Genomic DNA, 21,812 nt, shown 5'->3' on the forward strand with positions numbered 1-21,812 from the left:
TAAAAATACCGGCTGTTAGTCAAAACAGCCGGCATTATAGTGGCATTTAGCGTTCCGCTACAAAGCGGTCACTTCTGCCTAGTCGTTGGCGATAACGATCTGCGGGAACTTCGCCTCGTAGTTCTTCGCCTGAATCGCCAGACGCGCAGCCGTGCGACGTGCGATCTGCATGTAGATCTCGCTGATGCGACCCTCAGGATCGGCAACCACGGTTGGCTTACCGTTATCGGCGTTCTCGCGAATCGAGATGTCGAGTGGCAGTGAGCCAAGGAAGTCGACATCGTACTGGTCGGCCATCTTCTCGCCACCACCTCGACCGAAGATATGCTCCTCGTGACCACAGCTGCTGCAGATGTGCATGCTCATATTCTCGACTATGCCGAGCACAGGAACCTCAACCTTCTGGAACATCTTCAGACCCTTACGCGCATCGAGTAGGGCGATGTCCTGCGGAGTGGTGACGATAACTGCACCGCTAACCGGCACCTTCTGCGCCAGAGTCAGCTGGGTATCACCGGTGCCGGGTGGCAGGTCGATGATCAGGTAGTCGAGATCGCTCCAGTTGGTATCATTGAGCAGCTGCTCGAGTGCCTGGGTGACCATGGGTCCACGCCAGATCATCGGGGTCTCTTCATCAATCAGGTTACCGATCGACATCGACTCGATGCCGTAGTTTTTCATCGGCTCAAGGGTCTTGCCATCAGGTGAATCGGGACGCCCCTCAACACCGAGCATACGGGTCTGGCTGGGACCGTAGATATCGGCATCAAGGACACCGACCTTGGCACCCTCGGCAGCGAGGGCCAGCGCCAGGTTGGCAGAGACGGTCGACTTACCCACACCGCCCTTACCCGAAGCAACGGCGATGATATTCTTCACACCCTTGATCGTCTTCACACCCTTCTGTACCGAGTGCTCCACAATCTTGCACTCGACGGTGACGCTGGCCTCGGATACACCCTCGATACCGCTAACCAGATCCTGCAGCTTGCCGGTCAGCTCTGCCTTGAAGCTATCGGCGGGATAGCCAAGCTGAACATCAACAATCACCTTGCCACCATCAACCGCAATACTCTTGATGCTCTTCGAGGTAACCAGATCCCGATCTGAGTTGGGATCGATATACGCCTTCAGTGCAGACTCAACCTGCTCTTTGCTCACGTCAGCCATTGAAAAAAACTCCCATAATTCGTGCCCGGCACCAGTGCCATCAGCTATTTCCGACTAAATTGGCTGGGGATTCTACACAAAATCGGTTAGAGCGTCTTCCATGCAGTTACTCTGGAAAATCACCACCAAAATGGCCTTTCCCTGAGTGTTTACTGCACGTTTCACTACAATCCAACGATATCGCCCCACCTAAACCCAGCTTTCGGTCAGTAACCGAAGCGGTGGCAAGAGAAAATATCAGTGCTTGGAATTCCCGCATGCTACTATATGCGGCCCGTTTAGCCGCTATTCAAGTCACCGTATCGATATGTCTGAAAACACACGCAAAATCCTGGTCACCAGCGCTCTTCCATACGCCAATGGACCGATCCATCTCGGTCATCTGGTGGAGTATATCCAGACCGATATCTGGGTTCGTTTTCAGAAACTGCGTGGTCACAACTGCACCTACGTCTGCGCCGATGACGCCCACGGCACACCGATTATGCTGCGGGCACAAAACGAGGGGATCACTCCCGAGGCGCTGATCGAGCGTATCAGTGGCGAACATCAGGCCGACTTTGCAGAGTTTGGTATCGGCTTCGATAACTACCACTCGACCCACTCCAAGGAGAACCGCGACTGCGCCAGCACCATCTACACGCGCCTGCGCGACGGTGGCCACATCGCCACCCGCACCATCACCCAGGCCTACGACCCCGAAAAGGAGATGTTCCTTCCCGATCGCTTCATTAAAGGTGATTGCCCCAAGTGCGGCGCCGAAGACCAGTACGGTGACTCCTGCGAGGTCTGTGGCGCGACCTACTCACCGACTGAACTGAAAAATGCCGTCTCTGCCATCTCAGGTGCCACCCCGGTTGAGCGCGACTCCGAACACCACTTCTTCAAGCTGGGTGATTTCGAGAAGATGCTGCGCGAGTGGCACAAGGCAGGCCATATTCAGGATGGCGTGGCGGCCAAACTCAAGGAGTGGTTCGAATCGGGCCTGCAGGATTGGGATATCTCCCGTGATGCACCCTACTTCGGCTTTGAGATCCCCGATGCACCGGGCAAGTACTTCTACGTCTGGCTCGACGCACCGATCGGCTACATGGCCAGCTTTAAAAACCTCTGCAGCAAAAACAGTGCCTACGATTTCGACAGCTACTGGCTGCCGGGTGGTGAAACCGAGCTCTACCACTTCATCGGCAAGGATATCGCCTACTTCCACACCCTCTTCTGGCCGGCGATGCTGCACGGCGCCGGTTTCCGCACCCCTAACGCCGTCTACTGCCACGGTTTCCTCACCGTCGATGGCAAGAAGATGTCGAAGTCTCGCGGCACCTTCATCATGGCACGCAGCTACCTCGACCATCTGCAGCCGGAGTATCTGCGCTACTACTTCGCCGCCAAGCTCAGCAGCGGTATCGACGACATCGATCTCAACCTGGAGGACTTCCAGGCACGCGTTAACTCTGACCTGGTCGGCAAGGTGGTCAACATCGCCAGCCGCTGCGCAGGATTCATCAAGAAGCGTTTTGACGGCAAGTTGGCCGAAACACTCGGCGATGAGGGACTCTTCAATACCTGCAGCCGCGCCGGCAGTGAAATCGCTGAACTCTACGAGGCGCGTGAATTTGGCCACGCGATGCGCCAGATCATGTCGCTGGCCGATCTCGCCAATCAGTACATCGACGAGCAGAAGCCGTGGGTTATCGCCAAGCAGGAGGGGAGTGATGCGAAGCTGCATGAGATCTGCAGCATGGGCATTAACCTCTACCGTCTGCTGGTCACCTATCTCAAACCGGTCCTACCACAGCTGGCTGCCGGTTCTGAGGCGTTCCTCAACATCGATCCACTGCAGTGGGATCACATTAAGGAGCCGCTGCTGGGCCACGCCATCAACAAGTTCAAACCGCTGATGACCCGTATTGATAAGGATAAGATCGACGCCATGCTTGAAGATTCAAAGCAGAATCTTCCAGGCGGCGAAAGCGAAGCTCCAGCGCTCAGCGGTCCACTCGCCGATGCCCCGATCAGCGATACCATCAACTACGATGATTTCGCCAAGATCGATCTGCGCATCGCCAGGATCGTCAAGGCAGAACATGTTGAGAAGGCCGACAAGCTGTTACAGCTGACCCTCGATCTCGGCGGCGAGCAACGCAATGTCTTTGCCGGCATCAAGTCGGCCTACGCACCGGAGGATCTGGAAGGAAAGCTGACGGTGATGGTCGCCAATCTGGCACCACGTAAGATGCGTTTTGGCCTCTCAGAAGGAATGGTGCTGGCAGCAGGCCCTGGCGGCAAGGACCTGTTTATCCTCACCCCCGATGAGGGCGCTGAGCTGGGAATGCGGGTTAAATAAACGGGTAACAGGAGGCGGGCAACAGCAAGTCCTACAAGATTCGCTGCTCTATCTAGGCTCTATCCTGTTACCCGCTGCCTTTTTTAAACCTCCAAGTCCGCTATCGGATGCGGTCTGGCAATCGCATAACCCTGCACATAGTCGACGCCGATCTCGGCCAGTTTCTCGACCACCGCATCATTCTCCGCATATTCTGCGATCACCTTCTTCTCCATGAAGTGTGCAACCTCCTTGATCGAGCGCACCATCGCGTAGTCGTTGGGTTCGGTACAGATATCCTTAACCAATACTCCATCAATCTTCAGATAGTCGACGGGCAACTTCTTCAAGTAGGAGTAGGAGGAGAGACCTGAGCCAAAATCATCCAGTGAGAAGGAGCAGCCAAGATTACGCATCTCATCGATAAAGTCGGAGGCGTCCTCAAAGTTACCAATCGCCGCCGTTTCGGTAATCTCAAAGCAGATCTTTTTGCGTGGCACACTATAGGTCGAAAGCTGCTCAAAGACATACTCCAGCAGCCGCTCGCTGCCGAGCGACTGTCCCGAGAGATTAATCGATAACTTGCCGACCTCACGCATCGCGTCGGGATTGGCATCGATCCAACTAAAGATCTTGCTGATCATCTTTCGATCGACTTCATGCATCAAATTGTGTTTTTCTGCCGCGTCGATGAACTCCGCCGGTGGTTCAACCTTGCCCTCTCTGTCGACCACGCGCATCAACACCTCATAGTGCATCTTGCCCTGGCCAGAGATCGGGGCGATCTCTTGAATGTAGGGTTCGATGCGCTCCTCCTCCAGGATGCGATTTACCCGAATCGTCCAGTCAAGTTCACTATCGAGTCTCTGCAGTTTTTCATCATCCTGCTCATAGAGCTTGATCGTATTGCGGCCAGCATTTTTTGCCACCGTACAGGCAAGTTCCGCCTCGTTGAGCACCGTCGGTGCAAACTTGCTCTCACCAGTGATCGGCACCAGACCGATACTGATGCTGACCGAGTAGGGGGTATCAGCAAAGTGGAACCGGTAATCCTGAACCCGATCGACCTGCTTGCCGGATATTCGATATGCCTCCTCCACGGAGAGCCCCTCATAGAGCACCGAGAACTCATCGACCCCCATACGCGACAGCGTGCAACCCTCATCACCGAGCACGCCATCGAGTAGCTCACTCAACTCCTTGAGCGCCTGGTTACCCGCACCGTAACCGTGCAGTTTCCGCACCGTCTCGAGCTGATGAATATTGATAAAGCCCACCACATGACGGACATCACCCGTCTCTGCCTGGTCCAGTGCGAGACCGAGACGTCGTTCAAACTCACGCCGATTGACCAGACCGGTTAACTCATCGTGGCTCGCTTGATAGGCGAGCTGACCATAAAGCCGCTCAACGATCAGCTCGATACTGTTATCGACAAAGGTGAGATCGTTATCATTGATCGGCGTCAGCTCACCGTTTTTCAGCGCATTAACCAGCTCGTTGAAACGCTGATCGAGAGCCTTCATGCCGAGTGAGTTAACAAAAACGTAACGCGCATAGTTCTGACCAATCCACGAGAGGCGCACATTTATCGCCTGATCTTCGCGTGCAAAGCGGAACCAGGCACCGATATTTAGTTTGATCGCCTCATCGAGCCAGGGGTGATCTGTTCATCGTCACGATCGAGCTCTCATCACGCTGCGTTGGGGTAAAGAGCTCGCTATCGGTCTCGATCTCAACCAGGGCATGCTCAGGCAGCGAAACACCGTTCTCATTGCTGCGCAGTTCGATCGAACTGCGCAGCTCTATCACAACCCTTCTCACAGAGATGGTTGCAGTGGTACTCACTAACCAACGACTCGGCCCGCTCCACCATCTCCAACCGCTCATACTCGGGGGTATCACTCTGGCCCGATTTTTCGGCGAGCGTGCGGGTCAACTCCATCGCCTCGTTCCACTCACTCCCCTCACCCTTTCGCATGTAGATCAGGGTTAATACCTGCCGCCAGGCCGACTCAATAATTCGTTTGACCGGCTCCGGCACCTTCTTGCCCACCAGCAGCTGTTTCAACTCCTCGCTGACATAGTGCTTGGCACCGGTGACAATCTGATCACCCTCGCGTTATCGATCACCGACTCGACATTCCGATTAATGCGGCTCTGCCGGTCCTGAATCACCGGCGATAGAGACTCCATCGCCTTGGTAAATACCTCAACACCCTCACCTTCGCCGGCGATGATGCCTTCAATTACCGGATCGATCGCCGCTTCAATATCAGCCGTCATCTCCTCATCACTCAGCCCCAGCTCGGTGAGCAGCCCCAACATCTTTCGCGCCGGGTGCTGTGGATTATCGATAAATGAATCGTCGAGCAGCATCGTCTTGGTATAGGCCGCCTCCAACCGCGTCAGCCAGCTTTTGACGCTGCTCGATAGATTGTCGCTCTGCTGCAGACTGGAGAAGAGTTCCTTCGACATTTCCAGTACACGCCGGTCGTGACTCGATAGGCGCTCAAGAAAATGGCTATCACCACCGAGCCTCTCGGAGATGCGCTCAACCACCCCCTGACCTCTGACCGTTTCGATCTCTGCAATCAGGTCATCAAGTGTGTAACTTTCGCTGCCACCCTCATTGGGTAAGCCGGAGCTATCGAGTAGCCCCGAAGGCTGGCAATCACATTGCGTCGATCCTGCTCATCGCTCGTCCCTCGGTTCACCACCTGATAGAGCACCCGGATATCGGGCACCACACCCTGCTCCTTCAGATAGCTGTTAAAACGTTTATAGAGCGGCGAGAACTCTGTGGTGAGCGCCGTCTCAATCACAATAATCACATCCTGGCGGCTATCTATAGTGGCGTAGATGAATGAGAGCAGATCCATCAGCCCCTCTACAACCTGCTGCGGCGCCATCTCCTCGATCTGGCTATCGGTCTCCAGACCAAACAGAACAGCCATACGCATCATGCGCTGACCGCCATGGAGAGCGAAGTGAGGGCGGTTAGTCCCGATAGTCGACGCCGCTGCCTATTCGTAGTTGAGAGCGCGAGCGAACGACGGAGAAGATGCAGCAGCGGCTTTATGTCGGCGTAGAGTCACTGAGGGAGTTGTGTAGAGCAGCGAAGAGGTGATTACGCAACGAACGCAGGACGGTCGGGGCGCCGCAGGCATAAACGGTCGCGTGAAGTTTTTGCTGTTTGCTTGGGCTTGGATGCCCAAAACAAACTTTCGCAAAATAGCGACTCCCGGGCGTGATTGAGCTCTCACCACCGACACGCTGGATCGTGGAAGTGATGCTATTGATTAGCAGTCGCTCATCCATCTCATCGTGCTCAACCAGTGAGAGTTCATCAAGTGAGAAGCTGTGAATGTCGGTCTCACCCTGCGCTTCAACCACATGGCCGATCCGTTGCAGATCGCGACTGATTTTCGCTAGAAACTCCTCACGAATTCTCGCCTGGCCCGCCTCGAATTGAGACAGTGCAAAGAGCAGTTCATTCTGCTGCTGCGCCTCGTGGCAGTTGGTTGCGATACTGAATAGATCGTTACTCAGCTTTCTGGCGAAGGCATCAAAAGAGGTACCCAGTAGTGTCGTAAACTGCCTGACCGACGACTCCCGGTTTAGTGTCATCGTCGCCGAGTCCACAACCTCGCCACCCGGCTCTGGTTCACTCGACGCTACGCCAGGTGTATAGACGATTTGATCTCGAAGCTGCTCTACCAGCGCCGACTCATCATGGAGATAGGCAACACCGATCTGTGCCCGCATCATCCGCACGATGCGGGCAGAGACAGAAATTGTATTCGACTCTGTTGCGCTATCGAGATGCAGATGGATCGGCACCACCAGCCCCTCGGATATCGGCGTACCCATCGCCGAGAAGCGGGAGAGGATCGCATCCTCAACCTCCACGCAGAGGCCATTCTGACTGAAATCTCGGATCCTGCACGCCACCGGTGCATCAACATCGAAGCCGATCTCACCTGTCAGGAGTACTGAATAACGTTGGTGCGCCCTTTTCTCTCTTTTTGTCACGCCCGTCCTGCATATATATCGCACGGCAAATGCCGTAGCAGCCTAGATTATCGGCTAGCGTGACAGAAGGGAACAAACCATACAAATTTAATCAATTTATGGCTCAAACGGGATTGATGGACTCGTTCAGTTCCTTCTCAAACTCATCAACAGGGAGTGGGCGATTGAAATAGTAACCCTGGAAGTGGTGACAACCACTGTGTTTTAGAAAATCGAGCTGACCTCGTGTTTCAACACCCTCCGCAATCACCTCCAGGCCAAGGTGGTGAGTCATCGAGATAATCGTCTCAACAATGGCCGACCCGCTATCCCCCTTCTCGATATCGCGAACAAACGACTGATCGATCTTGAGCTTGTCGAGCGGTAGACGTTTCAGATAGGAGAGCGATGAGTAGCCGGTACCAAAGTCATCAATCGCGAAGCTGATGCCAATCGACTTGAGCTGTGTCATCTTGTCGATCGTCTCCTCAACATTTTCCAGCAACATACCCTCGGTCAACTCCAGCTCGACACGGCTCGGATCGATGCCCGACTCCTCGATAATGCGACTGACCATCACCACAAAATCTCGTTGCTTGAACTGTTTAGGGCTGACGTTAATCGCCAGACGGTTTATTTCCCCACCACGCCCCTCCAGCTCCCACATCCGCAGCTGTTTACAGGCGCTGCGCATCACCCACTCACCGATAGAGAGAATCAGCCCACTATCTTCGGCGACGGGAATAAACCGGGCCTGCGAGATCATCCCCTCTTCGGGGTGCAGCCAGCGCAGCAGGCACTCAGCTCCCATCAGCCGGTCATCTATCGAGAACTGCGGCTGATAGTGAAGACTCAACTCACCGTTATGAATCGCCTTGCGTAGATCGTTCTCCATCTGCAACCGCTCACTGGCGGCGAGCTGCATACTCGGGAGGTAGAATTGGAAGGTATCGCGCCCCTGCTCCTTGGCTTTATACATAGCGATATCGGCCTGTTTCAGTACATCATCGGCCACATCGGAGTTCTCAGGAAAGAGCGTGATACCGATACTGATACTGACATGTAACTCATTGCCATCAATATGGAAGGGACGGGCGATAGCGGACTGAATTTTCTGCACCACTATTTGTGTCTCCATTAACGCCATCTCAGGATCTTCTGCCAACTCAGTCATCAGCACGACAAACTCATCTCCCCCGAGCCGAGCCGCCGTATCTTCGGCTCGCACCTCACCCGCCAGCCGCTCTGCCACCTGCTTAACCAGGCCATCACCCACCTAGTGTCCGAGTGAATCATTGATTACCTTGAAGTGATCAACATCAAGAAAGAGCAGCGCACCTGTATGACCATGTCGCTTGCAGCGCGACAGCGCCTTTTGCAGTTGATCGTAGATGAAACGGCGGTTGGGCAAATCGGTCAACGCATCGTAGTAGGCCTGACGCTCAATCTTCGATGCGGCACGTTTGCGCTCGGTTATATCCTGAAAATGGCCAACATAGTGAGTCGTTTCGCCCGCCTCATTCTTCACCGCCGTGATACCAAGCCACTCCGGATAGGCCTCACCATCCTTACGGCGGTTAACGATCTCGCCTTCCCAGACCCCCTTCTCTAGTAACACCTGCCACATCTTCCTGTAGAAGGCCTTACTCTGCTGACCCGATGAAAGCACTCGGCTATGTTTGCCAACGATCTCCTCCGCCGTATAACCGGTGATACTGGTAAAGGCCTCATTGACGCGCAGGACTACCCCGTTGGGATCGGTGATCGTGATCGCCTCATGTGATTCGAAGGCACTCGCCGCCAGACGAAGGTCCTCCTCTACCCGCTTACGTTCTGTGATATCACGGAAACTAACCACTGCTCCGGTGACCTGATTACTCTCAAAGATTGGCGTACTGGTGTACTCAACCGCTGACCGCCATGGAGAGCGAAGTGAGGGCGGTTAGTCCCCGATAGTCGACGCCGTCTGCCTATTCGTAGTTGAGAGCGCGAGCGAACGACGGAGAAGATGCAGCACGGCTTTATGTCGGCGTAGAGTCACTGAGGGAGTTGTGTAGAGCCGCGAAGAGGTGATTACGCAACGAACGCAGGACGGTCGGGGCGCCGTAGGCATAAACGGTCGCGTTAAGTTTTGCTGTTTGCTTGGGCTTGGATGCCCAAAACAAACTTTCGCAAAATAGCGACTCCCCGGCGAAAACTGCTGCCATCCTCGCGCCACAGCACCTCATCACTTACATATTTAGTTTCACCATCCCGGACCGCAGCTCGCATGCGACAGCTCTTCTCCGGATACTCCCGGCCGTCTGCATGGGAGTGGTGCATCTGCGTATGGCTGTGCTTGCCGATGAGTTCATCTGGTCGATAACCGAGCATCGCTGCGCCGCTCTGGTTAATGAAAGTGGTCTTGCCCTCACGATCAAGGCCGTAGATGCCATCACTCGTGGAGTTGAGCAGTAGTTCACGTTGGTAGCGCTGCTGCTCAATCTTGCGCATCGCATTTTCCAGCTCGATGGTCCGCTCATTGATGCGCCACTCCAGATCGCTACGCAGGGAGTTGAGTTCAATATCGGCACGCGCGAGACTCCTGTAGAGCCTCTGCACAAATAGACCTGCCGCAACCGAGAGAGAGAAGAGCAGTAGTCGCACCCACACCTCTACCGGTTCCGGCGCAAAGAGTTGCTGTGAAAGATCACCCTCACCCAGCAGGGTGACATCGACCCAGATATCGAACACACAGAGCAGCAGACCGACCACAACACTGCGAATCAGAATCCGACTACTACTCAGTGAAATTACGGGTCTAAACAGCATTTCTTGACTAAAACATAGGGCTTTCAAATACATATTGAAGAATCACGAAGCAACATCCACACCAATGCTCACAATTTTGTAACACATTTTAACAATTGAATAATTCACCACAATTCACTAAAAGGAGGATATCCCTACAACAACGGCGTTTTTTTGATATCTATCAAGTCAGAGCAGTGATGATATTTGTGACATTAATTGAAACAATCAACCCATCTATTAGACACATTTCAACATTCAAAGACCTGTCATGTCATGTCATGTCATTATTGACTGCCACCTACAAAAACTCTGTCATGTCACAACAGACAAGGGTGGCACTGTTCCACCAATACTGATGCAAATCTCCCTCTTGTATTGAGGGGAGGTGTCGAGCCGAATCGCCTGTGTCGAACAGAGCATTCGCGTTAATAGCCTCCCAACATCGATATCTGACTGTCACCATTCATCGACCAACTTAGTGTCATAACTAGACTGTCGTTTGGCAGCACAGTGTCAGCACCCTTATTTGCAGGAAGCGTCACAGCTGGCAGAATTTGAAGCGACACAACGGCATTCACGAAGAACCAAATCAAACGAATTATTTGCCGTACACCAGATACCTCTTTGGTGTTAACTGAAGCCCTGAATTTCTGTAGAATCTCCATCCGATTGAGGCGTGATTGCTTGAGCGGTTGCGCCCCACCATCCATACTGGGAAACCGTTCCAAACACAGACCCTCCATGACCGAATACGCGCTCATTCTTGTCAGCACCATCCTGGTCAACAACTTCGTGCTGGTGAAGTTTCTGGGGCTCTGCCCCTTCATGGGTGTCTCACGCAAGCTGGAAACCGCCACCGGTATGGGGCTGGCTACCACCTTTGTATTAACCCTCTCCTCGATCTGCTCCTATCTGGCCAACGAATTTCTGCTCGCACCGCTCGGGCTTGAGTATCTGCGCACCATCACCTTTATATTGGTGATTGCAGTGGTGGTGCAGTTCACCGAGATGGTGGTACGCAAGACCAGCCCGCTGCTCTATCAGGTACTCGGCATCTTCCTGCCACTGATTACTACCAACTGCGCCGTACTCGGCGTGGCGCTGCTCAACATTCAGGAGCAGCACAGTTTCCTGCAGTCGGCGGTTTACGGCTTTGGCGCCGCCATCGGCTTCTCAATGGTGCTGGTACTGTTTGCTGCGATCCGTGAGCGTGTGGCCGTTGCCGACGTCCCGGCCCCCTTCCAGGGTGCCGCCATCGCACTGATTACAGCCGGCCTGATGTCACTTGCCTTTATGGGCTTCTCCGGACTGGTTAAGGGGTAACGATGCTGACGGCGATTCTTGCGCTCGGCACTCTGGCCGCCCTGTTCGGACTGCTGCTCGGCTACTCCGCAATCCGTTTCAAGGTCGAGAGCGACCCCGTGGTCGATCAGGTCGATGCGATCCTGCCACAGACCCAGTGTGGCCAGTGCGGTTTTCCCGGCTGTCGTCCCTACGCCGAGGCGATTGCCAACGGCGAGGCGCCGATCAACCAGTGCCCCCCCGGCGGTGAATCGGTCATTGTTGCCCTCGCCGACCTGCTCGGCCGCGATCCGCTGCCACTCAACGAGGAGCACGGCGAGCACAAAGGGAAGATGGTCGCCGTCATCGATGAGAATATCTGCATCGGTTGTACCCTCTGCATCCAGGCCTGTCCGGTCGATGCCATCCTCGGCGCTGCCAAACAGATGACCACCGTGATCGAGAGCGAGTGCACCGGCTGCGAACTCTGCATCCCCCCCTGTCCAGTCGAGTGCATCGACATGGAACCACTCGAGCGTGAGATCGGCGACTGGAAGTGGCCGCTGCCCGAGCACGAGGTGGATTCATGAGCCGCAAGCTTTGGACATACCACGGAGGTCTCCACCTGCCTGATGAGAAGGAGATCTCGACCGCACGTCCACTTGCCACGCTGCCGCTGCCCAGGCAGCTGACCATCCCGCTGCAGCAGCATATCGGTGAACCAACCACACCACTGGTCAAGGTGGGCGACAAGGTACTCAAGGGGCAGAAGATCGCCGACGCGGGTGCCTACGTCAGCGCGCCGCTACATGCACCCAGCTCGGGAACTGTTACTGCCATCGGCATGGCGGCAGTCCCTCACCCATCGGGAATGAGCGCAGCGGCTATCACCATCGAAACCGATGGCGAGGATCGCTGGATCGAGGATCGCAACCCTGTCAGCGACCATAAAAGTCTCAATCCCACCGAACTGCGCGAGAAGATTCATCAGGCCGGTATCGTCGGACTGGGTGGCGCCGGCTTCCCCTCCTTTATCAAACTCAACCCCGGCGCACGCACCTCGATCGACAGCCTGATCATCAACGGAGCTGAGTGCGAACCCTATATCAGCTGCGACGACATGCTGATGCGCAGCCGCCCCGAAGCGGTACTTGAGGGCGCCCAGATCATGGCCCACGCGCTGCACGCCGATACGGTCATTATCGCCATTGAAGAGAATAAACCCGACGCCTACGCCGCTCTTCGAGCCGCCTTGCACGGCTGCGGTTGCAGCAATGTCGAGCTGGTAATGATCCCAATCCGCTACCCAACCGGTGGCGAGAAGCAGCTGATCAAGGTGATCACCGGCAGGGAGGTACCGCAGAACGGTCTGCCGATCGACCTCGGCATCGTCTGCCATAACGTCGCCACTGCCGCGAGCGTCTTTGACGCCGTCATCCAGGACCAACCTCTGATCTCTCGCATCGTCACCGTGACTGGCGAAGGTGTTGCTCAACCACAGAATCTGATCGTACCGCTCGGAGCACCCATTGAATCACTGATTGAGGCGTGCGGCGGTTACACCGAACAGGCAGAACGGCTGGTGATGGGGGGGCCGATGATGGGCATTGCCATCCACAGCGACGAAGTACCGGTAATCAAAACCGCCAACTGTTTTCTGCTCACCCGTATTCCGGCCACTGAACAGTCGGTACGGCCCTGCATCCGCTGTGGCGCATGCGCCGATGTCTGCCCTGCACAGCTGCTTCCGCAGCAGCTCTTCTGGTACGCACAGGCCAACGATTTTGAGAAGGTGCAGGACTACAACCTGTTCGACTGCATCGAGTGTGGCTGTTGCTCACACGTCTGCCCCAGCCATCTTCCGCTGGTCCACTTCTACCGCTACGCCAAGAATGAGATCTGGGAGCAGGAGCGTGAACGCGGCAAGGCCGACATCGCCCGTCAGCGCCATGAGGCACGCCAGGAGCGACAGGCACGCGATAAAGCGGAGCGTGAAGCGAAGCTGCGCAAGAAGCGTGAGGCGCTGAAGGCGAAAGAGAGTGGTAGTGACAAAAAGGATGAGAAGGATAGCAAGCAGGCGGCCATCCAGGCGGCACTGGATCGGGTACGCGCCAAACAACACGGCGGCGATAACAAACCAAAGAACATCGACAACCTGACCCCGGAGCAGCAGCGCGCCATCGACGAGGCCGATGCCCGTCGTCAACGCATGCGCGATCAGGAGCAACAACCGAATACTAAAGGAGAGGGGCAATCATGAAGTTCGCCACCGCTAGCTCCCCACACACACCCTCGACCGGTGAACTCAACGCGCTAATGCGTCAGGTGATCTATGCACTGTTGCCTGCCATTGCGACCGCCTGGTGGTTCTTCGGCTGGGGCGTGCTGATCAATATTGCTGTCGCATCCATCTTTGCCCTCGGTGCTGAGGCCGCCATACTACTACTGCGTAACCGTCCACTCGCACCCGCACTCTCTGACTGCAGCGCCCTGCTCACCGCAATACTGCTCGGGCTGGCACTACCCGCCCTCGCCCCCTGGTGGCTGGCTGCTGTCGGTGCCCTGTTTGCCATCGTCTTTGCCAAGCAGCTCTACGGTGGTCTCGGTTTTAATCCCTTCAACCCAGCGATGGTCGGCTACGTGGTACTGCTGATCTCATTCCCTCTCGAGATGACCAGCTGGCCCGCACCACAAGAGCTGGCAACGGTAAGTCTCTCACTCGTCGAGACCCTGAGCTATAGCTTCGGCGGCACACTACCCGCCACACTCGGCCTCGATGCACTCACCACCGCCACCCCACTTGATGCGATCAAGACCGGTGTCGGCCTGGAGCAGAGTGTCGCGGCCATCAGCCAATCACCGCTGTTTGGTGAGTTCGGTGGCAAGGGGTGGGAGTGGCTGGCAGCCGCCTACCTGCTCGGCGGTCTCTGGCTGCTCTACAAACGCATCATCAGCTGGCACATCCCGGCCGGACTGCTCGGTGCACTGGCCCTCATCGCCACCCTCTTCTGGCTCGGGGATGCCAGCCGCTACGCCTCGCCGCTGTTCCACCTCTTCAGCGGTGCCGCAATCATCGGTGCCTTCTTTATTGCCACCGATCCGATCAGTGCCGCCACCACGCTGCGTGGCCGTCTACTGTTTGGTATCGGTATCGGACTGATCACCTACATCATCCGTACCTGGGGTGGCTACCCCGACGGCATCGCCTTCGCCGTGTTATTGATGAACATGGCCGCTCCCACGCTCGACTACTACACCCGTCCGCGTGTATTTGGTCAGGGGGGACGCTGAGATGCTGTTCCGTCACATCATCGGCACCATGCTACTGCTGGCCCTGTTTGCCGTGGTTGGCACCGGACTGGTCGCCTTGACCCACGCCGGCACCCAGGAGCGTATCGCCGCTAACGAGCGTGAGGCGCTCCTGAAATCGATCCACGCGCTGATCCCCCCCAGCAGCCACGACAACGACATCTTTACCGACACCGTAGCGGTGATCGATCCGCTCCTCGGTAATGACGAACCCCACACCGCCTACCGCGCCCGCAGCGGTGCTCAAGCCGTCGCGGTAGTGCTCACCCCGATCGCACCCGACGGTTACAACGGCACCATCAAGCTGCTGGTGGCGATCAACCACGACAGCACCCTGGCCGGGGTGCGCATTCTCAGCCATCGTGAGACACCCGGACTGGGTGACGGCATCGAGGTCGAGCGCTCCGACTGGGTGCTTGGCTTTAATAGTCGCTCTCTCTCCGACCCCGCAATCAAACAGTGGGGCGTAAAGAAGGATGGTGGTGCGTTTGACCAGTTCACCGGCGCCACCATCACCCCACGGGCCGTGGTCAATGCGGTCAAACAGAGCCTGCTATATTTCAGAGACCACCGCGACACGCTCTTCGCACTGCCGCAGCAGGAGACAACAGACAATGGCTGATATCGGCTACGGCAAGATCAGTTACGACGGCTTCTGGGGGAACAACCCTGCCTTTGTACAGCTGCTAGGGCTCTGTCCGCTGCTGGCGGTCACCTCCACCTTCGTCAACGGACTGGGGCTTGGTATTGCCACCACACTGGTACTGATCGCCTCCAACCTGACCGTCTCGGCAATCCGCAACTGGGTCCGTCCCGAGGTACGCATTCCCGTCTTCGTACTGGTCATCGCCTCATTCGTCACCACCGTAGAGCTATCGATGAACGCCTACTTCCACGACCTCTACAAGATTCTCGGCATCTTCATTCCACTGATCGTCACCAACTGCGCCATCATCGGTCGCGCCGAGGCGTTTGCCTCCAAAAACAACCTGCCACGTGCCTTTGTCGACGGTCTCACCATGGGACTCGGTTTCACTCTGGTACTGGTCCTACTCGGCGGTCTACGCGAGGCGGTCGGCCAGGGCACCCTGTTTGCCCAGGCACACCTGATGTTTGGCGAAGGTGCACGTGCACTGCAGATCACACTGATTGAGGACTACCGCGGCTTCCTGCTCGCCATTCTTCCTCCAGGTGCATTTATTGGCCTCGGCCTGCTGATTGCAGTGAAAAACGTCATCGATAAACGCATTGCCGATAGCAAGCGTGTCCTCAGCTCACAGCGTATCGTCCTCGATGAGGGTCAGTAGAGGCGCGTAGCCCCCCTTTCAACCCCCCTCTGCAATAACCCTGCTTTTTGTCTCTATTTTGATCAATACCATACCGCTATGCCCGGATATAACTGAAGCGACACACTCGTAGAGGTGTGCATGAAAAATCAGAGCAACCGACAAACCGCTACACCATAGCCCGCTTAAGCTGGCTGGCTGGCAGTGCTGGCGTGGAGTGTCGTGATCGGTACTTCTATCGCATGGAATCTCGCCCATCAGCAGCAGATGGCGATCGAACTTGCTTCTATCGCAGCGCGAGAGAATTTTAATAAGGATCAGGCCTTTCGCCTCTGGGGAACATTGCATGGCGGCGTCTATGTCCGCCCCGATGAACGCACCCCGCGCAGCCCCTATCTAGCCCATCTACCCGATCGTGACCTCACCACCACCGATGGCGTTGAGCTGACGCTGATGAATCCCGCCTACATGCTGCGACAGATGATGGATGAGTACTCCGAACTCTACGGCATCAAGGGCAAGATCACCGGCAAGATCCTACTCAACCCAAACAACAAGGCCGATGCATGGGAGCTGGAGGCGCTCGATTCATTCGAACGTGGTATAGGTGAAGTAGCGGACGTTGCCGAGATCGATAACGCGCCCTACGTGCGCCTGATGAAGCCGATGTATATGCAAAAGGGTTGCGAGAAGTGTCATGGACACCTCGGCTTTAAGGAGGGCGATCTTCGCGGCGGTGTTGGTGTCGCGATTCCACTACAGCCCTATATAGAGAGCAGCTCGGCCAATAGCCGTGCAATGATGGTTACTCACTCCGCCGTCTGGCTACTCGGCCTGGGCGGTATCACTCTGATAGTCAGACAGCGCCGTAAACGCGCCATTGATGAGGAGCACGCCAAGCTCCTGGAGAAAGAGAAACTTGAGGCCGAGAGCGCCAACAAAGCGAAATCCGACTTTCTCTCGCGCATGAGCCATGAGCTGCGCACCCCTCTCAACGCCATTATCGGCTTTACCCAGATTATGCAGCTCGACAATAAGGACAGCGTCATTGATGAGAGCATTGATGAGGTCTCCCGTGCCAGCCACCACCTACTGGAGCTGATCAACGAAGTACTCGATCTGTCTCGAATCGAGTCCGGTCGCATGGAGTTATCGCTATCGCCGATTGATTGCAGAAGGCTAATTAATGAGTGCATCACACTCATCTCACCGCTGGCCAAAACACGCGGCATTGAGATCGAGCTCCGAAACGGCAACGCCCTCTGCCCTGCCGTAATCGGCGACCGGGTGCGCCTCAAACAGGTGATCGTCAACCTGCTCTCCAACGCCGTGAAGTACAACCGTGATGGGGGACGAGTCACCATCGACTACGGAGCGAATGAACAAACGGGAGGGATACGCATCACCGATACCGGGGATGGGCTCAGCCAAGATGAGCAGGCACAGCTATTTCAGCCATTCCACCGGCTACATGCCGAGGTGAGTGAGGTTGAGGGAACCGGCATTGGACTGGTGATTAGCAAACGGCTGGTAGAGCTGATGGATGGTGAGCTTGGCGTCGATAGCACACCCGGCAGCGGCAGCACCTTCTGGTTCAAGACTCCACTTAGTGATCAACCCGTAGCGGCCGATGAATCCTCTTCTGATGAAACCTCCCATTCGATCGAAGACGAGGAGAGTGACGCGCTTAAAACCGTACTCTATATCGAAGATAATCCATCCAATGTTCTACTCATGGAGCACCTCTTTAAACGTCGCCCCGATCTCAGGTTGATCACAGCCCAGCAACCCTCTCTCGGAATTGAGCTGGCCCAGGCACACCGCCCACAGATGATCATGTTGGACCTCAGCATGCCAGGCATGCACGGCTTTGAGGTCAAGGCGGTACTCGAGAAGGACGAATCGACACGCAACATACCGGTGATTGCTGTCACCGCAAGCGCCATGCCCGGCGATATTGAGAAAGGAAAATTGGCCGGTTTTCGTTACTACATGACCAAGCCGATCAACGTTGCCGAGGTGTTCCGCGTTGTTGACGATATTCTCGGTGAAGCGTAGCGCAGCGCCCACCTACCAGGGTTCGAAATTTCATCCTGCATCACCGATAATGACGAGCTGTAATAGTAATCGGCGCAGTCATGAATCCGCAGAAACGGCACGAGATCTTCTCACGCTTTCAGACAAACAATCCCCACCCGACCACTGAGCTCAATTACGACTCCACCTTTGAGCTGCTGATCTCCGTAATCCTATCGGCACAGGCAACCGATGTGGGTGTTAACAAGGCCACCGCAAAACTCTATCCGATCGCCAATACACCGGAGGCGATCTATGCGCTGGGTGAAGAGGGACTGAAGCACTACATCAAGACCATCGGTCTGTTTAACAGCAAAGCGGCGAATGTGATCAAGGCGTGCAAGATGCTGATCGAGCTGCACGATAGTGAAGTACCGGAAGATCGTGCCGCACTTGAGGCGTTACCGGGGGTCGGGCGCAAGACCGCCAACGTGGTACTCAACACCGCCTTAGGCCATCCAACCATGGCCGTCGATACCCACATCTTTAGACTCTCAAACCGTACCAGGATCGCGCCGGGAAAAAATGTCGTCGAGGTCGAGAAAAAACTACTGAAGTTTATTCCCGCGGAGTTCATGCAGGATGCCCACCACTGGCTGATTCTGCACGGACGCTACACCTGTATTGCGCGCAAACCGCGCTGTGGTAGCTGCATTATCGAAGACCTGTGTGAATTTAAGGATAAGAACCTCGATTGAGGCCGCGACACTCATCCAATTAGATAGATCAGACCCACCGTCAGCAGCGCCACAGCGATACTGCGCAGACCACTCCAGAGCCAGAAGGTCCCTCCGACTCGGCCAAGAAAGGCGCCGAGCAAAAAGATAATCGAGATCGCAACGCCCATAGCCATCGGTAGCGCGTCGACGGGCAGCACCAAACCGCTCCGCGCCATCCACAGCGGCGAAATAATAATCAGTGCAAATATCAATGGAGCCATTCCATTGACGAGTGCCACCAACCACGGAATCAGCATCGCTGCACGCGCATGGTGACTCTCATCGAGTGAGGTCACCATCGCCTCCTCCAACTTCATCAAGGCACGGCGACGTTCCGCCGCTTCACTGATATAGGCGCTGGAGATGCCACTCATACCCAACGCCAGAGCAGTGGCCAGGCAGGAGGTAATCACCACCGCAAGCTCAACCTGTTCACTGACATAAAAACCCATCATCAGACCGAGTATCGCCAACGCACCATCAAAACCGTTAACCACAAAATAGCGACGCATGATCTCCTCAGAGTGGGAGATGGCAAGAAGTGTTTTAAGCTGCTGTAGCGTAACCATGATGAATGAGCGGGTAATCGGCTTTCGACTACTCAGTGGTGCTAGCCACCGAGACAACATCAATACTGTGCAGTGAGGCGCCGTTTTCACTGATCGCCACATTTACCGCTTCAAAATCGATATCACTTCCTTCGATTTCGACCTGCAGCGTTTCGGTGTTCTCATCGACCTCAATCACCCGTACATCGACCCGGTAATCATCACCGATAGCGGCAATCGCACGAGCGAAATCGAGCACATTGGGTTGATGGGGTTTGAGCACATCGAGAATGACTCTTTGAACGCGGGACATCAGACTCTCCAAAACGGGTAGATAAACAAAGTTTCGTTCACTACCTCGGCAGAGGCAAGTTCGTGGGGAATAAAGAATTCCCAGCTTAGGCGTTGGATCGTTCACCCGGGAAGGGGTGAACATTGGACTCACGGTCGGCATGCTTGGAGATCTGCATGCGATTTTTACCCAGATCTTTAGCAATATACATCGCATCATCCGCCTCGGTGAGTAGTTCGTCGGCAGAGCGTCGGTCATTCATGAAGAAGGTAATTCCGATTGAGACACCCAGCTGCAGATTGAGACCAGAAAAATCGATCGGTTGGTTAAGCGACTCGATCACCTGTTCACAGATGCGCGTTGCGTTACTCTCTTCCTTCACATCGTTGAGGATAATGGTGAACTCATCACCACCGACTCGCGCCAGCACATCGGAACCACGAATAATATGTTTCAATTTTGCTGCAACCTCGCGCAGCGCATAATCACCAGCAGCGTGACCATACCCATCGTTTATCGCCTTGAATCCATCAAGATCGAGGAACAGCAGCGCTGAACACTTCTTATAGCGTTTCGCCTGTTGAATCGAGTTTCCCAGCTGCTCATTAAATACCGTACGGTTGGGCAGTTCAGTCAGAGAATCGTGCGAAGCGAGATAGGTCAGCTCCCGAGTACGACGCTCAACACGTTCCTCAAGCTCGTTCTCGATCTTGTTACGCTGCTCGATCTCTTTATTGATCTTCGCCACCACGCGGGAGGCGATAATAAAGCTGATCACCAGACCAAAGACGAGCAGTGCAGCGATCACCTTCTTCTCAAATTCGATCTCGCGGCTGGTATGTGAGAGCTCCATACTGTTGTGGATATGCTGTAGTGCGATGAACTCCCCCATCAACGACATCGCCTTCTCCTGACTCGGAATCGCTTCGTTGTAGAAGATCATCTTGGCAGGTTCGATTTCACCATCGATGAGCAATTCGGCGATCTGATTCTGCACCTTCCGGTAATACTGGTCTGCACGTGCTGTGCGGTTAGCAGTTCACTCTCCTCCTCATCGAGATCGGTCTGCAGAACCTCTTCTCGCATTTGCAGATAATCCTGCGCGATATCACTCATCAGCATTCGGTGATCGTCAAGATCGAATGGATCGTTGGTCATAAACATATGCTGCAGCGTCAAAGAGCGCTCTCTGGCCAGACGCAGGAACTCACTCATTACATGGATCTGCACATTGTGTTGAGCAACAACACGGGTGAAGTTCTTTTTCGAGTCGGAGAGGTAGTGGATACCGGTCGTGGCGAAGGCCGCCATCGTTGCGATTACGATGGAAAAACCGAACCAGATAATTTTTGAGGTGTAACGCCTACGACGATCCATATCAGAAACCGTGCTTATTATTATTTAATGATCAGCGAAGCATAGACCTATTCCACTTCTATTTCAAAATCAGCCACATAACCCGACAATACCAACGTTATTATTTCAAAATCATTTTCTACCTTTCAGAGAAATCTTCCTCTGCTAAAATCCACACCCTCATTACAATTTTCAGGTTAACTATCATGTTATTCGGTCAAGACCGGGATCAGATGCGCCGCTTCTACTGTGAAGTATGGCGTAAACATCAGTCGCGCGAACCTCTCGAACCGATGGAGCAGATACTCGCCGAGACCATCGTTAAACACCCCGAGTACCAGACGCTACTCGATGATCCTGAAAGTGCTCTGCAGCACGAGGCACCGCTCGGCATGGGCGTCGACAATCCCTTTCTGCATATGGGAATGCATATCGCCCTGCATGAGCAGGTCTCCACCGATCGTCCGGCGGGAATTGGTGCCCTCTATCGAGCTTTACTGGCAAAGGCGAGCGATGCCCATGACGTTGAGCACAAAATGATGGAGTGCCTCGGCGACGCACTATTCCACGCCCAACAGAGTGGCACCGCACCCGACGATGTTTCCTACCTTGAATGCATTAAGAAAATTAATACATAAATTC

Annotated in this window: 23 protein-coding genes and 2 pseudogenes; 10 read left to right on the top strand and 15 right to left on the bottom strand. The window is 55.0% G+C overall.

Annotation, left to right across the window (positions count from 1 at the left end; all coding sequences use genetic code 11):
• Positions 1–78 precede the first annotated feature (78 nt).
• Positions 79–1,170, bottom strand: a complete 1,092-nt coding sequence (apbC, locus tag HUE57_RS15745; protein ID WP_078482761.1) for an iron-sulfur cluster carrier protein ApbC — start codon at positions 1,168–1,170, stop codon at positions 79–81.
• A gap of 307 nt (positions 1,171–1,477) precedes the next feature.
• On the opposite strand from apbC, the gene metG reads away from it, so the two are divergent.
• Entirely contained in the window at positions 1,478–3,517 is a 2,040-nt protein-coding gene (gene metG / locus HUE57_RS15750; RefSeq protein WP_078482760.1) for a methionine--tRNA ligase, read from the top strand.
• Between the two features lie 83 nt (positions 3,518–3,600).
• Here the strand turns inward: metG and HUE57_RS19765 are convergent, their stop codons facing one another.
• The 10 genes and pseudogenes from HUE57_RS19765 to HUE57_RS15795 all read right to left on the bottom strand — a co-directional run bounded on the left by HUE57_RS19765 (position 3,601) and on the right by HUE57_RS15795 (position 10,321).
• On the bottom strand, positions 3,601–4,425 hold the full coding sequence (locus tag HUE57_RS19765) for an EAL domain-containing protein (protein WP_272902045.1): 825 nt from the start codon (positions 4,423–4,425) through the stop codon (positions 3,601–3,603).
• A pseudogene (locus HUE57_RS19770) lies at positions 4,402–5,151 on the bottom strand (GGDEF domain-containing protein); the annotation flags it as partial. The gene HUE57_RS19765 and the pseudogene HUE57_RS19770, both read right to left, overlap by 24 nt.
• 116 nt (positions 5,152–5,267) lie before the next feature.
• Positions 5,268–5,567 carry a DUF1631 family protein gene (locus HUE57_RS19775; RefSeq protein WP_174673501.1) on the bottom strand — a complete coding sequence of 100 codons (300 nt, stop codon included), beginning with the start codon at positions 5,565–5,567 and terminating at the stop codon, positions 5,268–5,270.
• Positions 5,564–6,058 carry a DUF1631 family protein gene (locus HUE57_RS19780; RefSeq protein WP_174673502.1) on the bottom strand — a complete coding sequence of 165 codons (495 nt, stop codon included), beginning with the start codon at positions 6,056–6,058 and terminating at the stop codon, positions 5,564–5,566. The genes HUE57_RS19775 and HUE57_RS19780 overlap by 4 nt, the downstream gene beginning before the upstream one ends.
• Positions 6,059–6,090: 32 nt before the next feature.
• A complete protein-coding gene (locus HUE57_RS15770) occupies positions 6,091–6,462 on the bottom strand; it encodes a hypothetical protein (protein WP_174673503.1) in 372 nt (123 codons plus the stop codon).
• A gap of 112 nt (positions 6,463–6,574) precedes the next feature.
• A complete protein-coding gene (locus tag HUE57_RS15775) occupies positions 6,575–7,531 on the bottom strand; it encodes a PilZ domain-containing protein (RefSeq protein ID WP_174673504.1) in 957 nt (318 codons plus the stop codon).
• Between the two features lie 103 nt (positions 7,532–7,634).
• Positions 7,635–8,489 carry a putative bifunctional diguanylate cyclase/phosphodiesterase gene (locus tag HUE57_RS15780; protein WP_320416298.1) on the bottom strand — a complete coding sequence of 285 codons (855 nt, stop codon included), beginning with the start codon at positions 8,487–8,489 and terminating at the stop codon, positions 7,635–7,637.
• Positions 8,466–9,368: pseudogene (locus HUE57_RS15785) on the bottom strand (diguanylate cyclase domain-containing protein); the annotation flags it as partial. The gene HUE57_RS15780 and the pseudogene HUE57_RS15785, both read right to left, overlap by 24 nt.
• Positions 9,369–9,452: 84 nt before the next feature.
• Positions 9,453–9,728, bottom strand: coding sequence for a hypothetical protein (locus HUE57_RS15790; RefSeq protein ID WP_174673507.1), 276 nt, complete (start codon positions 9,726–9,728; stop codon positions 9,453–9,455).
• On the bottom strand, positions 9,635–10,321 hold the full coding sequence (locus HUE57_RS15795; RefSeq protein WP_174673508.1) for a PAS domain-containing protein: 687 nt from the start codon (positions 10,319–10,321) through the stop codon (positions 9,635–9,637). The genes HUE57_RS15790 and HUE57_RS15795 overlap by 94 nt, the downstream gene beginning before the upstream one ends.
• Positions 10,322–11,044: 723 nt before the next feature.
• On the opposite strand from HUE57_RS15795, the gene rsxA reads away from it, so the two are divergent.
• The 8 genes from rsxA (at position 11,045) to nth (ending at position 18,953) form a co-directional block, all read left to right on the top strand.
• Positions 11,045–11,626, top strand: a complete 582-nt coding sequence (gene rsxA / locus HUE57_RS15800) for an electron transport complex subunit RsxA (RefSeq protein ID WP_078485075.1) — start codon at positions 11,045–11,047, stop codon at positions 11,624–11,626.
• Positions 11,627–11,628: 2 nt separating this feature from the next.
• Positions 11,629–12,174: an electron transport complex subunit RsxB gene (rsxB, locus tag HUE57_RS15805; RefSeq protein WP_078485074.1), complete on the top strand. Its 546-nt coding sequence runs from the start codon at positions 11,629–11,631 to the stop codon at positions 12,172–12,174.
• Positions 12,171–13,844, top strand: a complete 1,674-nt coding sequence (gene rsxC / locus HUE57_RS15810; protein ID WP_078485073.1) for an electron transport complex subunit RsxC — start codon at positions 12,171–12,173, stop codon at positions 13,842–13,844. The genes rsxB and rsxC overlap by 4 nt, the downstream gene beginning before the upstream one ends.
• Positions 13,841–14,875, top strand: coding sequence for an electron transport complex subunit RsxD (gene rsxD / locus HUE57_RS15815; RefSeq protein ID WP_078485072.1), 1,035 nt, complete (start codon positions 13,841–13,843; stop codon positions 14,873–14,875). The genes rsxC and rsxD overlap by 4 nt, the downstream gene beginning before the upstream one ends.
• Position 14,876: 1 nt before the next feature.
• A complete protein-coding gene (rsxG, locus tag HUE57_RS15820; protein ID WP_078485071.1) occupies positions 14,877–15,515 on the top strand; it encodes an electron transport complex subunit RsxG in 639 nt (212 codons plus the stop codon).
• A complete protein-coding gene (locus HUE57_RS15825; RefSeq protein WP_078485070.1) occupies positions 15,508–16,200 on the top strand; it encodes an electron transport complex subunit E in 693 nt (230 codons plus the stop codon). The genes rsxG and HUE57_RS15825 overlap by 8 nt, the downstream gene beginning before the upstream one ends.
• Before the next feature lie 201 nt (positions 16,201–16,401).
• Positions 16,402–18,237: an ATP-binding protein gene (locus tag HUE57_RS15830; RefSeq protein ID WP_135622126.1), complete on the top strand. Its 1,836-nt coding sequence runs from the start codon at positions 16,402–16,404 to the stop codon at positions 18,235–18,237.
• A gap of 80 nt (positions 18,238–18,317) precedes the next feature.
• A complete protein-coding gene (nth, locus tag HUE57_RS15835; protein ID WP_078483429.1) occupies positions 18,318–18,953 on the top strand; it encodes an endonuclease III in 636 nt (211 codons plus the stop codon).
• Between the two features lie 11 nt (positions 18,954–18,964).
• On the opposite strand, the gene HUE57_RS15840 is transcribed toward nth, so the two are convergent.
• The 4 genes from HUE57_RS15840 to HUE57_RS15855 all read right to left on the bottom strand — a co-directional run bounded on the left by HUE57_RS15840 (position 18,965) and on the right by HUE57_RS15855 (position 21,191).
• The gene (locus HUE57_RS15840) at positions 18,965–19,603 is read right to left on the bottom strand and encodes a VIT1/CCC1 transporter family protein (protein WP_236725666.1); all 639 of its coding nucleotides are present in this window, start codon (positions 19,601–19,603) and stop codon (positions 18,965–18,967) included.
• Positions 19,572–19,835 carry a DUF211 domain-containing protein gene (locus HUE57_RS15845; protein WP_078483427.1) on the bottom strand — a complete coding sequence of 88 codons (264 nt, stop codon included), beginning with the start codon at positions 19,833–19,835 and terminating at the stop codon, positions 19,572–19,574. The genes HUE57_RS15840 and HUE57_RS15845 overlap by 32 nt, the downstream gene beginning before the upstream one ends.
• Positions 19,836–19,920: 85 nt before the next feature.
• Positions 19,921–20,811 (bottom strand): GGDEF domain-containing protein, encoded by an 891-nt coding sequence (locus HUE57_RS15850; protein ID WP_174673509.1) that lies wholly within the window; start codon positions 20,809–20,811, stop codon positions 19,921–19,923.
• Positions 20,754–21,191, bottom strand: a complete 438-nt coding sequence (locus HUE57_RS15855) for an MCP four helix bundle domain-containing protein (protein ID WP_174673510.1) — start codon at positions 21,189–21,191, stop codon at positions 20,754–20,756. Before HUE57_RS15855 ends, HUE57_RS15850 begins: the two co-directional genes overlap by 58 nt.
• Before the next feature lie 185 nt (positions 21,192–21,376).
• On the opposite strand from HUE57_RS15855, the gene HUE57_RS15860 reads away from it, so the two are divergent.
• Positions 21,377–21,808, top strand: coding sequence for a DUF1841 family protein (locus HUE57_RS15860; RefSeq protein WP_078483425.1), 432 nt, complete (start codon positions 21,377–21,379; stop codon positions 21,806–21,808).
• Positions 21,809–21,812 lie beyond the last annotated feature (4 nt).

This window comes from Candidatus Reidiella endopervernicosa, from assembly GCF_013343005.1.
In the GTDB taxonomy this organism is placed as follows: domain Bacteria; phylum Pseudomonadota; class Gammaproteobacteria.